Annotated in this window: 13 protein-coding genes and 1 pseudogene; 3 read left to right on the forward strand and 11 right to left on the reverse strand. The window is 64.3% G+C overall.

Annotated elements, in window-relative coordinates:
* Positions 1-128: 128 nt before the first annotated feature.
* The 8 genes and pseudogenes from HGO40_RS28580 to norR all read right to left on the reverse strand — a co-directional run bounded on the left by HGO40_RS28580 (position 129) and on the right by norR (position 7196).
* On the reverse strand, positions 129-494 hold the full coding sequence (locus HGO40_RS28580) for a putative zinc-binding protein (RefSeq protein ID WP_186705778.1): 366 nt from the start codon (positions 492-494) through the stop codon (positions 129-131).
* Complete coding sequence (gene ubiT, locus HGO40_RS28585) at positions 494-964, reverse strand: ubiquinone anaerobic biosynthesis accessory factor UbiT (protein ID WP_250965779.1); 471 nt, start codon at positions 962-964, stop codon at positions 494-496. The genes HGO40_RS28580 and ubiT overlap by 1 nt, the downstream gene beginning before the upstream one ends.
* Positions 958-1848 (reverse strand): U32 family peptidase, encoded by an 891-nt coding sequence (locus HGO40_RS28590; protein ID WP_250965780.1) that lies wholly within the window; start codon positions 1846-1848, stop codon positions 958-960. Before HGO40_RS28590 ends, ubiT begins: the two co-directional genes overlap by 7 nt.
* Before the next feature lie 10 nt (positions 1849-1858).
* Positions 1859-2854 carry a ubiquinone anaerobic biosynthesis protein UbiU gene (ubiU, locus tag HGO40_RS28595; protein ID WP_053119545.1) on the reverse strand — a complete coding sequence of 332 codons (996 nt, stop codon included), beginning with the start codon at positions 2852-2854 and terminating at the stop codon, positions 1859-1861.
* A gap of 82 nt (positions 2855-2936) precedes the next feature.
* Positions 2937-4172 carry a molybdopterin molybdotransferase MoeA gene (locus HGO40_RS28600; protein WP_250965781.1) on the reverse strand — a complete coding sequence of 412 codons (1236 nt, stop codon included), beginning with the start codon at positions 4170-4172 and terminating at the stop codon, positions 2937-2939.
* Entirely contained in the window at positions 4169-4723 is a 555-nt protein-coding gene (gene moaB / locus HGO40_RS28605) for a molybdenum cofactor biosynthesis protein B (protein ID WP_250965782.1), read from the reverse strand. The genes HGO40_RS28600 and moaB overlap by 4 nt, the downstream gene beginning before the upstream one ends.
* Before the next feature lie 87 nt (positions 4724-4810).
* Positions 4811-5458, reverse strand: a pseudogene (pdxH, locus tag HGO40_RS28610) (pyridoxamine 5'-phosphate oxidase).
* Positions 5459-5663: 205 nt separating this feature from the next.
* Positions 5664-7196, reverse strand: a complete 1533-nt coding sequence (gene norR / locus HGO40_RS28615; protein ID WP_250965783.1) for a nitric oxide reductase transcriptional regulator NorR — start codon at positions 7194-7196, stop codon at positions 5664-5666.
* A gap of 160 nt (positions 7197-7356) precedes the next feature.
* On the opposite strand from norR, the gene ytfE reads away from it, so the two are divergent.
* A complete protein-coding gene (gene ytfE / locus HGO40_RS28620; RefSeq protein WP_250965784.1) occupies positions 7357-8031 on the forward strand; it encodes an iron-sulfur cluster repair protein YtfE in 675 nt (224 codons plus the stop codon).
* Between the two features lie 139 nt (positions 8032-8170).
* Here ytfE and HGO40_RS28625 read toward each other — a convergent pair whose 3' ends face one another.
* On the reverse strand, positions 8171-8608 hold the full coding sequence (locus tag HGO40_RS28625) for a hypothetical protein (RefSeq protein ID WP_250965788.1): 438 nt from the start codon (positions 8606-8608) through the stop codon (positions 8171-8173).
* Between the two features lie 25 nt (positions 8609-8633).
* The gene (locus HGO40_RS28630; RefSeq protein WP_250965785.1) at positions 8634-9824 is read right to left on the reverse strand and encodes an NnrS family protein; all 1191 of its coding nucleotides are present in this window, start codon (positions 9822-9824) and stop codon (positions 8634-8636) included.
* 663 nt (positions 9825-10487) lie between these two features.
* Between HGO40_RS28630 and HGO40_RS28635 the strand changes: the two genes are divergently transcribed.
* On the forward strand, positions 10488-11171 hold the full coding sequence (locus tag HGO40_RS28635; protein WP_186705769.1) for a Crp/Fnr family transcriptional regulator: 684 nt from the start codon (positions 10488-10490) through the stop codon (positions 11169-11171).
* The gene (locus tag HGO40_RS28640) at positions 11168-11368 is read left to right on the forward strand and encodes a protein DnrP (protein ID WP_250965786.1); all 201 of its coding nucleotides are present in this window, start codon (positions 11168-11170) and stop codon (positions 11366-11368) included. Before HGO40_RS28635 ends, HGO40_RS28640 begins: the two co-directional genes overlap by 4 nt.
* Positions 11369-11372: 4 nt before the next feature.
* Here HGO40_RS28640 and HGO40_RS28645 read toward each other — a convergent pair whose 3' ends face one another.
* Positions 11373-13211 (reverse strand): nitric oxide reductase activation protein NorD, encoded by a 1839-nt coding sequence (locus HGO40_RS28645; protein WP_250965787.1) that lies wholly within the window; start codon positions 13209-13211, stop codon positions 11373-11375.
* Between the last annotated feature and the right edge of the window lie 145 nt (positions 13212-13356).

The following is a 13356-nucleotide window of genomic DNA, read 5'->3' on the forward strand; positions in this document are numbered from 1 at the left end:
AAATTCTGGGGCCACTGAAGACCGAATGTGGGAGCGAGCTTGCTCGCGATAGCGGTGGTTCAGTCAGTGAAGAGGTTGGATGCGCCGGCCTCATCGCGAGCAAGCTCGCTCCCACAGGGGATCCATCTCTAACCCACATCAATCAAGGCAATCACCCGAGAAAATACCAATTCCATCTCGGGCTCACCGCAGTCCACCCCAAACCGCTTCCGCAACCCCAGCTGACTCAGAATCACATGCACATCCGCCAGCAATTCATGCTGCCGCAAACACGCCCGGACGCACTGCAACGAACAACCATCCAACGCAATGATCCGCCGCCCTGAGCGCGCCTTGTCAACCAGCGGCGCCACACCCCCGCCCACCCCGACAATGCAGGACATCTCAGCCAGCCCCGCACGATCCAGCCGCAGCGCAACGGTATTGGCCAGTTGCGCCACATTGGAACAACCGGAACACGAATACACCAAGGGAAGCGCGTTCGAAGCTTTCATCAGACCGCCGCCAACCCCTTCCCCGCCCGCTCCAGATTGCGCCAAAGCCACGGCGGCAACACCTCCGGATCAAGACTGTCGATCAAGTTCTTCAACGCCAGCCCCAACTCGGTGTCCCCCTCGATCACCAACCGACGACGAAAGAACAACGTATCCGGATCCTCCTGACGGCTGGCCAGCAACAGGAACTCACGCCAGTTGCCGCTGATGGTGACCTGGGCCTCGGCCCGTTCGGCGATGCGCAATCCATCCCGGGCCAGGGTCAGGTACCAACACAACTTCAGGTCAGGCACCCGCAGGCACAACCAGCGCCCACGCAGTACATCGCAACCACCGTCGCGCAACGGCTCGGCCAGGCAGCGATTGAGCGCCTGCTGCAACGCCAGTCGCTGCACCACGAACGGCACCTTGCCCACCCGCGGCAGCAAGCGATCAGCACCTTTGAGCACCCACTTCTTCGGACTCAACACAGGCCCGCCTCCTCTCCCTTCAACATGCCGGCATGGCCGTGCCAATAACCATTGCATCCTTCCACGAACAACGGCGGTGCTTCGCCCTGGCGAACCTTGTCGAAAGCCGTGACCACCTCGGCCATGCCTTGGGCGCGCGGGCTCAGGCGCAGGACGTCGGCACCACAGGCCTGCAGCGCGGTGTAATCGGCCAGCAGGTTCGTGACCTCGCCGGACATCGTCTGGATACCGTGGAGGGTGAACAACTGTTGGCCTTCCTGGCTGCTCAACGCCAGGCCGTCGGGGTAGTTGATGCAGCAGAACTGGCAGTCGTCCTTGGGCCGGTTCTCGGCCCGGGCGGTAAAGCAGCGCGCCGAGTACGCCAAGGGCAGATGCCCATAGGAAAAAATCTCCACTTCGGGCACTTCGCGGTCCATGTCCCGCACTTGCTCCAGCACGTCGCCGATCAGCGCCGCCGAGCACTCCACGGGCGGCACCCAGCGGATCATGCCGCTGTCGAGCAATTGCCCCAGGGCGTGGCCGTTGTACAAGTTCAGCGCCGGGCCGCCAACGAAAGGCAGCTTGCGTTCGGCCATGAACTGCACCGCGCCCATGTCGTTGGCTTCCACCAACAATTGGCCGTTGTCACACAGGCGGCGCAGCGAAGAAAGCTCCGAGGCCGCTTCGATCAGCGTCAGGCTCGACAACACAATCTGTGCCTGGCCGCACGCTTGCAGCTCGCGCGCCAACCCCAGCCACTGATCCAGGGAGAACGCCCGGCGTTTCGAACACACGGTTTCCCCCAGGTAAATCACGTCCAGCGGCAAGGCCGACATCTCGGCGTAGAAATTCCCCAGTTGCGCTTTGTCCCAGTAAAACAGGACCGGTCCCAGGCTGAGTTTCATCTGGCCTCCTTCATTGCCATGATCGATGGTAGGCACCCAGGGTGGTCTGGCTGCCTTCGGACAAACCGGCCAACACCTGGCGCCATTCTTCCCGCACGCGAAACCGTTGCGGCGCGGCCTGGTGGGCATCCAGTGCGGCGCGCCAGACCCGGGTCACTTGCTCGACGTAGGCCGGGCTGCGTTGGCGGCCTTCGATTTTCACCGCTTCAACGCCGATGGCCGTCAGTTCCGGCAGCAGGTCGAGGGTGTCGAGGCTGGTGGGTTCTTCCAGGGCGTGGAAACGCTTGCCGCCGACCAGGAAGCGGCCTTTGCACAGGGTCGGATAACCGGCCGGTTCTTCAGGGGTGTAGCGGTCGATCAGCACTTCGCTCAAGCGTGCGCTCAAGCCTTGGGCGTCTTCGCTCCAGCGTACGGCCTTGGCGGGCGAACAGACGCCGCACAGGTTCGGCGATTCGCCGGTGATGTAGGAAGACAAATGACAACGGCCCTCGGCCATGATGCACAGGCTGCCGAAACCGAAGACTTCGATCGGCACTGGGCTGCCCGCCGCCACCTGCCGCACCTGGGCCAGGGACAGCACCCGCGGCAGTACCGCACGGCGGATGTCGTAGCGCTGGGCGTAAAAAGCCAGGGCGGCTGCGTGTGTGGCCGAGCCTTGTACGGAAAGGTGCAGCGCCAACCGAGGATGGCGCTGGCTGGCGTAGCTGAGCACGCCGGGATCGGCGGCGATCAGGGCATCCACGCCGAAATCGGCGGCACGGTCCACGGCCCGTTGCCAGCGCTCCCAGCCCTTGGGTTGCGGGTAGGTATTGACCGCCACGTAGAGCTTGCGTTGGTGCTGGCGGATATGCGCGACGGCCGCGTCGAACTGCTTGTCGTCCATGTTCAGCCCGGCGAAATGCCGGGCATTGGTGTCATCGCGAAAGCCGACATAGACGGCATCGGCGCCTTGGCGCACCGCCGCTTTGAGGGCAGGCAGATTCCCTGCCGGGCAAACCAGTTGCATGGGGGCAACCTCGTGAGAAAACTAAGGGCGCCGCCAGTCTAGCCAGCCAGCCGGCGGCGACCTTGACGGCAATCAATTGCCGTCAATGCATCAGGCTCGCGAACGGCAGATACAGCACCCGGTCGTGCTTGTGCACCAGCGCCTCACGCTCGACCACTGCCAGGCCATCGGCCCAACAGGCCGCGGTCAGCATCGCTGAACTTTGCTGGGGATGCAGTTCGACACACAACTGGCCGTCGATGCCTGCAACCAATCGGGCTCGCAGGTATTGCCGGCGCCGGTTGCGCTTGAGCCAGTCGAACCCGGCCGGCACCTGCAACGGCACAGGTAACACGTCGCTCATGCCCTGGGCCCGGAACAGGAACGGCCGCACGACGATCAGCGCGGTAATCAACGCCGCCGACGGGTTGCCCGGCAGCCCGATCCAAGGCTTGCCTTCCACATCGCCAAAGGCCAGGGGCTTGCCCGGCTGGATCGCCAGGCGCCAGAGGTCAATGCTGCCCAAGGTTTCGATAGCGTGCTTGAGGTGATCCTCTTCACCCACCGAGACACCGCCCGAGGTGATCAGCACATCGCATTCGGCAGCGCCCAGGCGCAATGCCTGTCGACTGGCCAAGAGCTGGTCAGGCATGACCCCGAAGTCGTGCACCTCGATCCCCCAACCGCGCAACAGGGCGGCGAGGCTGAGGCGATTGCTGTTGTAGATCTGTCCTGGCGCCAGTGGCTCGCCCGGTTCGCGCAGCTCATCGCCGCTGCTGAGCAAGCCCACTTGCAGGGGGCGATAAACGTCCACCTGGCCGACGCCGGCACCGGCGAGCACCCCCCACTCCTGGGCGCGCAAGCGCGTGCCGGCTTCAAGCAGCCGGTCGCCTCGACGCAGTTCCTCGCCTTCCTTGCGAACATGGTCGCCGCCATTGACCGACGGCAACCAGACCCGCTCGCCATCGACGCGACAGCTTTCCTGCGGCACCACCGTGTCGGCACCCGGTGGCAGCGGCGCACCAGTAAAAATCCGCCCGGCCTGCCCGGCCTGCCACGCTTCGCCCGGCTGGTCACCGGCGGCGATGCGCCCGGCCAACAGCAGGTAGCCGCCCTCCTCCGGCAGGTCGGCAGCCCGCAGGGCATAACCGTCCATCGCGCTGTTATCCCAGGCCGGCAGGTTCATCGGGCAGATAATGTCAGCGGCCAGCACACGCGCCAGGGCCTGGTCCAGGCCGACCCGTTGCACGGGCGGTGGCGGCGGCGCCTGGTCGAGCAGATGCCGGATCGCTTCATCCACCGGCATCAGCACGCCGCTGTCGCACACCCGGCCGCTCACGAGCGCGTCTCGCACGCCGTCGGGGCGATGCCGCCCTGGGGCTTGAGGTGCGGGGTGAAATTGCACGGGCCGGTGCGGCTGTCCAATTGCCCGGCGAGGATCTGCTCCCAACCGGTCCGGCACGCCCCCGGCGAACCCGGCAAGCAGCACACCAGCACCCCATTGCTCATGCCCGCCAAGGCGCGCGATTGCAGGGTGGACATGCCGATCTCCGCCAGCGACACCTGGCGGAACAACTCGCCAAAACCGTCCACCTGTTTGTCCAGCAACGGTGCCACCGCCTGGGGCGTGTTGTCCCGCGGGGTGAAACCGGTGCCGCCGGTCATCAACACCACCTGGACCTTGGGGTCGGCGATCCATTGGGAGACCTGGGCGCGGATCTGGTAGATATCGTCCTTCACCAGCCCCCGGTCAACGAGCGCGTGCCCAGCGGTTTGCAGCAGATCCGCCAGGGTCTGGCCCGAGGTGTCGGTGTCAAAGGTGCGGGTGTCGCTGATGGGGAGGACCGCGCTGTTCAGCGGTTGAAAGTGGCGTTGCGTCAGATGGGCCATGATCAGCCGTCCTGTCAGAAAAGATGGCCCAGCCTGAACCGCAATCGTTGCCGGGCCTATTCCTCCTTGGAGGTACCTCCCTTGGCGTCAGGGTGCCAGGCGGCTGCGCTGCCAGGCGCCATCCTGCCGGCGGTAGTCGAGGCGATCGTGCAAACGGTCGGCGCGGCCCTGCCAGAACTCCAGCCGCTGCGGTTGCAGGCAATAGCCGCCCCAATGCCCAGGTCGCCGCACAGGTTGCTCGGCGAAGCGTTGTTCGGTCTGGGCCAGCAAGGTTTCCAGCGCGGCCCGATCCGGCAATGGACGGCTTTGTGGCGACGCCCAGGCGCCCAGGCGACTGCCTACGGAACGGGATTCGAAATAGGCGTCCGACAGCGCCGGATCAAGCTTGTGGACCGGTCCTTCGATGCGTACTTGCCGTTCCAGCCCCGGCCAGAAAAACGTCATGGCGGCCCAGGGATTGGCCGCCAGGTCCTGGCCCTAGAGGCTGTCGTAGTTGCCGAAAAACGAAAAGCCCTGGGCGTCGAAACCCTTGAGCCACAACACCCGGCAGTGAGGCCGGCCCTGGGCGTCCACCGTCGCCAGGGCCATGGCGTTGGCTTCCACGGGCGGACTTTCGGTAGCGCGGGCCTGTTGCATCCAGAGCGCGAACAGGGCCAGGGGATCGTCTGGTGCCTGGGCTTCGTCCAGGCCATCGCGGGTGTACTGGCGGCGCATGTTGGCCAGGGAAAGAGGCATGAGGGGATATCCACTGTGGGTTTGGGCCAGTGTGGAGTCGACTGCGGTGGTTGGCCTTGATCGTTGTCAATGGCGGTTCTTGTGGTGAGTTGAAAGGCGCTATCGCGAGCAAGCTCGCTCCCACAGGTGATCTGCTGTGTTCACAAGATCCCTGTGGGAGCGAGCTTGCTCGCGATGAAGGTAACCCGTTCTGACAGGTAAATGACTACTTAAGCCCCAACCGTCGCGCCAGTTTATGCAGGTTACTCGGGTCAACCTCCAACAACCGAGCCGCCCCCGCCCAGTTCTGCCCGCAGCGTTCCAGAGCCTTGAGGATCGCCTGGCGCTGGCAACCGTCAACCGCCTCACTCAAGGGCTGCACGGGCGCCTCCAATGCTTGCAGGGCCTGTTCCGGCAGCGCCTGTGCAGAGGCGCTACTGGCGTTGACATCCAGGTCCAGCACCTGCGGTTCCAAGGTCATGATCAGGCTGCGACTGGCGCCACGACTCAGTTGCTTCAACGCCGCGCGGCTGATGACATGCTCCAGCTCGCGCACATTGCCAGGCCAGCTGTACGCCAGCAACGCCTGTTCGGCCGCCGGTGACAGGCGCAAGCCGCGCAAGCCCAGGCGCGTGCGGTTCAGTTCGAGGAAGTGCCCGGCCAGCATCAACACATCGTGGCCGCGCTCGCGCAGCGGCGGGATCGGCACCGGGTAGACCGAAAGCCGGTGGTACAGGTCGGCGCGAAACAGCCCATCGCGAATGCTGTCGGGCAAATGCCGGTTGGTGGCGGCGATGATCCGCACATCGACGTGCAGCGGCTTGTCCGCACCCAGGCGCTGGATCTCGCCGTTCTGCAAGGTGCGCAGCAACTTGGCCTGCACGCTCAACGGCAACTCACCGACCTCATCGAGAAACAGCGTGCCGCCATTGGCCGCATCGAAGCGTCCGGCGCGGTCGGTGGTCGCCCCGGAAAACGCGCCTTTGACGTGGCCGAACAACTCGCTTTCGGCCAGGGACTCGGGCAGCGCCGCGCAGTTGACCTGCACCAATGGCTTATGACCGCGCCGGGACAGGCGATGCAGCCGCCGGGCGAACAACTCCTTGCCCACGCCAGTCTCGCCCAGCAACAGCACCGGCAATTCGGAATCGGCCAGCACATCCAGCTCGTTGAGCAATTGCTGCAAGCCTTCGCTGCGCCCAAGGATCTCGCCCTCCTCGGCTGGCAGGCGCAGGTCGGCCCGGTCGCTGCGCGATGCCCGCATGCTACGGTTTTCCTGTTCGAGACGGGTGACCCGCACCGCCGCCTCGATCTGCAACGTACAACGCTTGAGTTCCTCCCGGGCGCGGCTGTCGAAGGTGCCGGCGTGCAGCGCATCCAGGGTGATCGCGCCCCAGAGCCGGCCTTCCACGTACAGGCTCACGCCCATGCAGTCATGCACCGGCAGCGGCTCGCCGACGTGGTGGTCGAGCAAGCCGTCATACGGATCGGGCAAACGGCTGTCCGGCTCGAACCAGGTGGGTTCGCGGGAGGCCATGATCGCCGCCAGGCGCGGATGCTGGGCGATCACGAAACGCCGGCCCAGCGCTTCGTGGACCAGGCCCACGGTAGCTACGGGCCTGAGGCTGTCATCGTCCAGGCGCAGCAGCCCCACGGCACCACTGTTGAAGTACTCGCGCAGGGTCTGCACCAGGCGCTGCAATCGCACCGCATTGGGCAGCTCGACGATCAGGTCGGCGGCCAGGCTTTCACGCAGCATGGTAGTGATGACCCTCCAGGGTTCGTTTGACCCTTCACAGTCAGGGTGACAATCACCCTGTCAATAATTTAGTGCTTTGTTTTCAATCAGTTGAATCTGGCATGCCGGCTGCAAAGAAGCGCTCATCTGTCCCTCCCGGGATTCAACCCAAGGAAACATGATGACCCTCGATCTGCTGGAACAAAGCCTCGGCCAACTGGCCTGCGACATTCCCGGTGCGACCCGTACCTTCCATCATTACAACCTCGACTTCTGTTGCGGTGGGCAAAAATCCTTGCGCGAAGCGGCGCTGGGCAAAGGCTTGAACCCGTTGCTGATCGCCGACGCCCTCAGCACCCTGCAAGCGGCCGGGGAGCTGGGCCATGACTGGCGCAGCGAGCCCCAGGCATTGTTGATCGCCCATATCCTGGAACGCTACCACGCGCGTCATCGCGAACAACTGCCGGAACTGATCCGCCTGGCCCGGCGCGTCGAGACGGTCCATGGCGCCCGGGCCAGTTGCCCCAACGGCCTGGCCGATCACTTGCAGGACATGTATCAGGAACTCGAAGGCCACATGCTCAAGGAGGAACAGGTGCTGTTCCCCATGCTGCAACAAGGCCTGGGCGAACGCGCCTCGGCGCCGATCCAGGTACTGCGCTACGAACACGACCAGCACGGTGAATCCCTGGAAACCATGCTGGCCCTGACCGACCAGATCACCCCGCCCTCCGACGCCTGCAACACCTGGCGCGGCCTGTACCGCGGGCTGGTGGAGTTTCGTGATGACCTGATGCAGCACATCCACCTGGAGAACAATGTGTTGTTCGTCAATGCGATGAAGCCTGCGCGCTGATTTTTCAGCCCCCGCATTACCCCTGTGGGAGCGGGCTTGCTCGCGAAGGCGGTGGATCAGTCAGTATGGGTGTCGACTGACACGCCGCCTTCGCGAGCAAGCCCGCTCCCACAGGGGTTCAGTGTTGTTCTCTCCGGCTCTAAAACTGCCAATAGAACATCGCCTTCGCCAACACCACGATCAGCACCATGTGCCCCAGGATACTGCGGCGCAGCCAGCAGGCTCGGTTCGGCGTCAGGCGACCGCTCTTGAGCCAGTACGCCAGCCACAAATAGTGACCGATAATGCTCAGCGCCAGCAGGATCTTCAGGCTCAGCAGCAGGCCGAAGCTGTTGCCCAGCGGCTGGCTCAATGCGCCGCGATGCTGCCAGGCCAGGGCCATGCCGGCGCCGTAAAGCACCAGCACGACGCCATGCAGCACATGCCGCGAGCGCTGGGCGATGGCCTGGTCGGCAGCGTCCTTGACGCCTTGGGTCAAGGGTCGGCGGGCGCTATGCCAGATGAACACCTCGAAAAACAGCGTGCCAATGAAAGCGATGGCCGCCAACAGGTGCGTGACCAGCAAGACCCCGTACATCATCGCCCCCCTCGTCCCAATCGGCTCATCCCGGATGCCCATCCACCCGAGCCTTCAACAGCATCGGCCCATAGCGCAAGGCGTAGAGACCGAACGCCAACGTCCAGCACAGCGCCGCCAGCCACAGCCCGGCCAACGGCAACAGCAACACCAACAGCACCCGGCTCAGGCACGCCAGGTTCAGCAGGATGAATGCCAGGGTCATGCCCGCCGGTGGCTCCAGGGGGCGCCCGGTATGGCCCAGGCTGACACGGGCAATCATCGCCAGGATCAAACCGGCCATGGCGCCGATGGTCAGGCTGTGCACTGCCAGGCTCGGGCTCACCGGCACACCGAAATGCCACAGCGCCATGCCCAGGCAGGCCACCGCCAGCCAAGCGTAGGCCAGGTGCAACGACCACAGCAGTGGTACCCGCCACAAATCCCGATCATGCCAACGCACCAGTCGAATCCCGTGCCCCACCGCCAACGCGGCGAACAACAGGCCAACCCAGACGCTGGCCACCAGCGCCGGGCCGAAGGCATACAACAACGCCACCAGCGCCGCACCCGCCAGCAACAGGCTATCGAGCCACGGCCAAGGGGCCACGCCCTCGACCCGACCGAGGCCGCGCTGGGTAAAGAATGGAATCCCGCGGCCGCCAATCAAGCCCATCATGGCCGCCACCAGCCACAGGCCGGTGAGCACGCTTTGGCGCTGTAAGCCCTCGTCGTGCTGCACCAGGCCGTACACGGATAACCCGTCGGCGGCGGCCAACAGCAGCAACACCAGCACAATCGGGTAATTGCGCTTCTGCCGCACGCGCCACAACGTCACGCCCATCAACACCGCGACCGCCAGGGCAAAACCCAACTCCAGCAGCGTCAGCAACGGCCAAGGCGCATCGACCAGCCAGGCCAGCCGCGCGCCCAGCCACAACAACGCCAGCGTTGCCAGGCGCTTGCCGCTGAGCCCCGGGGTGCCGGTCCAGGTTTGCACCGCGGTCAGCAGGAACCCGGCGATGATCGCCAAGCCGAAACCGAATAACAGTTCCTGCCGGTGCCAGGCCAACCAGCCGCCGGCCGGCTGCCAGGCCGACAACCGCCCGGTAAACGCCGCGAGCCAGAAAGGAACGGCCAACAACGCCAACACACACCCGGCCAGAAAAAACGGCCGAAACGCCAGGCGCCACAGCGGCGCGATGGCCATGGCTTTGCGACGGTCAAGCACTTGCATACACCACTCCTTTGCCTCGCCAGACAGCCAGCGAGGGACGACAAACCAGGGTTCGAATGATCGGCTATCGACACCGGCCGGCCTTGTCTCAGATCAAGCCCGCGCATCGGCGACCTCCCGTCTCGAACAGGCACTTGCAAGGGGCTTGCCGAAGTGGGTCAGTGTTGGAGTTCAGTAATGCTGTTCAATAAACCCGTGGCGAGGGAGCTTGCTCCCGCTGGGCCGCGAAGCGGCCCTTAAAGCCGCCAAATGCAGGGCATCAGACACTCCGCACCCGCCGATTTACGACTGCTTCGCAGCCGAGCGGGAGCAAGCTCCCTCGCCACAGGTCCATCATTTTCTTGTGTACCGCATTGTGCTCTCACAGGGACTGTAGCTGAACGGGGTATTTAAGACCCTTTCATGGTTGTTTTAACCCTGTCAGACCAGGGTCATTTATACCCACCCCAACCTCAACCCCCCAGGAATCAACGCCCCCAAGCCTGGCCCGGCTCTTGCTCAGGCACGGCATCACCTTTCTTTGCCGGGGTCCTCCATGAAATCCGTCGTCCTGCCGCTCACCTGGTTCGTCGTGCTCACCTGCGTCGTGGCGCTTGCCAGCGGCCTGTCCCTGAGCCTGGTCTGACCCCGCCCTTCTCTTTAGCCATTCCAAGGATCCACGCCATGGTGCTCCACCGCGTCCATCACCAGATTCTGCGCAGCCATCATCTGTTCGAGCCCTTGAACGAAGAACAGCTCGACGAATTGATGAGCAACAGCCAACTGCTGAGCATCGACAGGGGCGACCCGCTGTTCCGCCAGGGAGAGCCGGCGCAGGCGTTTTACTTCGTGATTTCCGGCGCGGTGAAAATCTACCGGCTGACCCCGGACGGCCAGGAAAAAGTCTTCGAAGTGATTGGCGAGCGCCAGACCTTCGCCGAAGCCATGATGTTGATGGACACGCCCAACTACGTCGCGTCCGCCGAAGCCGTCGGCCCGACCCAGTTGTATCGGCTGTCCAACGCCACCTACATGCGTCTGCTGCAAAGCAACAGCCGGCTGACCTTCGCCCTGCTCGGCAAGCTCTGCGTGCGTTTGCACCAACGGGTCAACGAGATTGAAACCCTGTCGCTGAAAAACGCCACGCACCGCGTGGTGCGCTATCTGTTGACGCAACTCGTACGCCTGCAAACCGTGGACAGTCAGTTCGAACTGCCGATGGCCAAACAGTTGATCGCCGGGCATTTGTCCATCCAGCCGGAAACCTTTTCGCGGATCATCCGACGCCTGATCGATGAAAAGATCATCACCCAGGACGGTCGCCAGATCGCCATTCTCGATCGCCTGCGCCTGGAACAATTCGAATGAGCACGCAGCCCACTTGCCTGTATTGCCAACAGGTCCATCCCGCCCATGCAAGCGAATGTCGCCAGTGCGGCATGCCCCTGCCCGCCGAAGCAGCGATGGCCGGCGAGCGCAGGCTTCGGCGCTTCACCTGGTTTTGCATCGCCTTGACGATCTTCTGCATCGTCATGTTCTTCTGGCTGCCTCGCAGCATCGCCTGAACCCTCAATCCTGAGTCAATTGCCGGTACAACTGCGGTAGCCGCAGCGGCAGTTGCTCGGGCTGGCGAATCAAGGTATAGCCGTTGGCTCCGAACATGTATGGCAGGTAATCCCCCGCTTCGCGGTCGATGGTGATGCAGAACGGCGTCAACCCTTGGCGCCGGGCTTCCAGCACTGCCTGGCGGGTGTCTTCCACACCGTAGCGTCCTTCGTAAAGGTCCAGGTCGTTGGGCTTGCCGTCACTGAGCAGCAACAACAATTTGCGCCGGCGCTTGCAGCCCGCCAGCCGTTGCGTGGCCTGGCGAATCGCTGCGCCCATGCGCGTGTAGTAACCGGGCTTGAGGCCCTGGATCCGTCCGCGGGTGTGATCGTCGTAACGCTGGTTGAAGGCCTTGAGTTCATGCAGGCGCACCTGCTGGCGACGCAGGGACGAGAACCCGTACAACGCGAAGTCATCACCCAGCACCGACAGGGTTTCACCGAACAGCAACAGGCTGTCGCGGATCACGTCGATCACCCGGTGCTCGTCGTTGAGGTGGGCATCGGTGGACATCGACAGGTCGGCCAGCAGCAGGCAGGCCAGGTCGCGGCGGGTCTGGCGCTGGTCCATGAACAGTCCGCGTTCGCTGCATTGGCCATGCTGGCGCTCGACGTGAAAATCCAGCCAGGCTTGCAGGTCCAGTTCCGAGCCTTGGGTTTGCTGGCGCAACCATTGACGGTCGTTGCGCAAGTGTTCGAACTGGCGACGCAGGCGCTGGGCCGAGCTCCGCAAGCGTGCCGGCAGCGGCTGCGGCTGGCAATCGCGAGGGGTGAAAATTTGCTGGCTGACGAAGTCGTCCTGCAGGCGGTGCTTGCGATAATCCCATTCCGGCAACAGGATGCCCGCGCCCAACGGGATATCGTCCACATCGGCCGGAGGCAGGTCCAGGTGCAGTTTCAAGCCACCGCCCTTGCGCACGCGGGTGCGGGAAAGCGTCAACTGATCCAAGTCCTCGGCGACGCGAGCGGCGTCCGGGGCTTCGCGGTCGTCGGCCCAGCGATCCAGGTCGACATGTTCGGTCCAGCTGAACAGGTTTTCCAGGCGCACGATCAGCAGCCCACCGTCACGGCTGGTGTCATCGATTCGCTCGGCGCGCTTGCGGCCGCCCTGTTGTTCGCCGGGCGGTGTCGCCAGGTATTGCTCGGACTCCTCGAGGTTGGCGGCCTGGGGATTGGCCAGGTGTTGGGGTGGGTAGAGCCACAGTGGCAGCGGCCAGGCGGCCCGCTCGCTGCGGGGAAAATGTTCGACGCTGCCCGGTTCGCGCAAGGCTTGGCACAACGCTCGCTCCACAGCGGCTTCGGCCGGGTTGAGCGTGGCCGGATCGGGGCGCAGGGACAGGTGCGCCTCCACCAGTCGCCAGTAGCGCGGGCGCAGCGCCGGGTAGCGCTTCAACACCGCCAGGGTCCAGCGCTGATTGTCCCGGCCCCAATGCTTCATCGGTCCTGACTGCGCGGCCAGCAAGGCCAGCCAGCGATACAACTCTTGGTTGAGCTCGACATCGGGGAACGCGGCCAGGCTCGCCGGCAAGCGCAGATTGTCGCCGTCGCACCAGGCCAGGGGCACTTGCTTGCAGGTGCCGGCGATCTGCTGCATCAGGTTGCGCCGCAGCAGCAGGTCGCGGTCACTGACCGCTTCCAGTCCCAGGTGCGGCGCACCGCCGGTGGCCCGAAACAACACCTGCAGCGAGCGTTGCCGTGGGATTAGCTCGACCCGTGCCTCCGGAAAATCGGCACTGGCCCGGCGGGTGATGAAACGGTGCCAGACACTGCCGACCCATTCTTCCAGCTCCAGGGTGAATGCCATGTTTTACTCTCCTATCGACCCGACTGATTCGCACTGCTCTTGTGGCGAGGGAGCTTGCTCCCGCTTGGCCGGGCTGGCGCTCCAGTGCGAAGCGCTCACAAGATTCTTGGGGCGACTTCGCCACCCAGCGGGAGCAAGCTCCCTC

Origin of the sequence: Pseudomonas sp. CG7 (assembly GCF_023701885.1) — a bacterium.
Classification (GTDB): domain Bacteria; phylum Pseudomonadota; class Gammaproteobacteria; order Pseudomonadales; family Pseudomonadaceae; genus Aquipseudomonas; species Aquipseudomonas zanjanensis.

Bases quoted from the DNA above. Each gene is read 5' to 3' on its own strand.
- ubiU (WP_053119545.1), bottom strand. From the start codon at position 2,854: ATGCAACTGGTTTGCCCGGCAGGGAATCTGCCTGCCCTCAAAGCGGCG.
- norR (WP_250965783.1), bottom strand. From the start codon at position 7,196: ATGCTGCGTGAAAGCCTGGCCGCCGACCTGATCGTCGAGCTGCCCAAT.
- ytfE (WP_250965784.1), top strand. From the start codon at position 7,357: ATGACCCTCGATCTGCTGGAACAAAGCCTCGGCCAACTGGCCTGCGAC.
- moaB (WP_250965782.1), bottom strand. From the start codon at position 4,723: ATGGCCCATCTGACGCAACGCCACTTTCAACCGCTGAACAGCGCGGTC.
- HGO40_RS28630 (WP_250965785.1), bottom strand. From the start codon at position 9,824: ATGCAAGTGCTTGACCGTCGCAAAGCCATGGCCATCGCGCCGCTGTGG.
- HGO40_RS28640 (WP_250965786.1), top strand. From the start codon at position 11,168: ATGAGCACGCAGCCCACTTGCCTGTATTGCCAACAGGTCCATCCCGCC.
- HGO40_RS28580 (WP_186705778.1), bottom strand. From the start codon at position 494: ATGAAAGCTTCGAACGCGCTTCCCTTGGTGTATTCGTGTTCCGGTTGT.
- HGO40_RS28590 (WP_250965780.1), bottom strand. From the start codon at position 1,848: ATGAAACTCAGCCTGGGACCGGTCCTGTTTTACTGGGACAAAGCGCAA.
- HGO40_RS28635 (WP_186705769.1), top strand. From the start codon at position 10,488: ATGGTGCTCCACCGCGTCCATCACCAGATTCTGCGCAGCCATCATCTG.
- HGO40_RS28645 (WP_250965787.1), bottom strand. From the start codon at position 13,211: ATGGCATTCACCCTGGAGCTGGAAGAATGGGTCGGCAGTGTCTGGCAC.
- HGO40_RS28625 (WP_250965788.1), bottom strand. From the start codon at position 8,608: ATGTACGGGGTCTTGCTGGTCACGCACCTGTTGGCGGCCATCGCTTTC.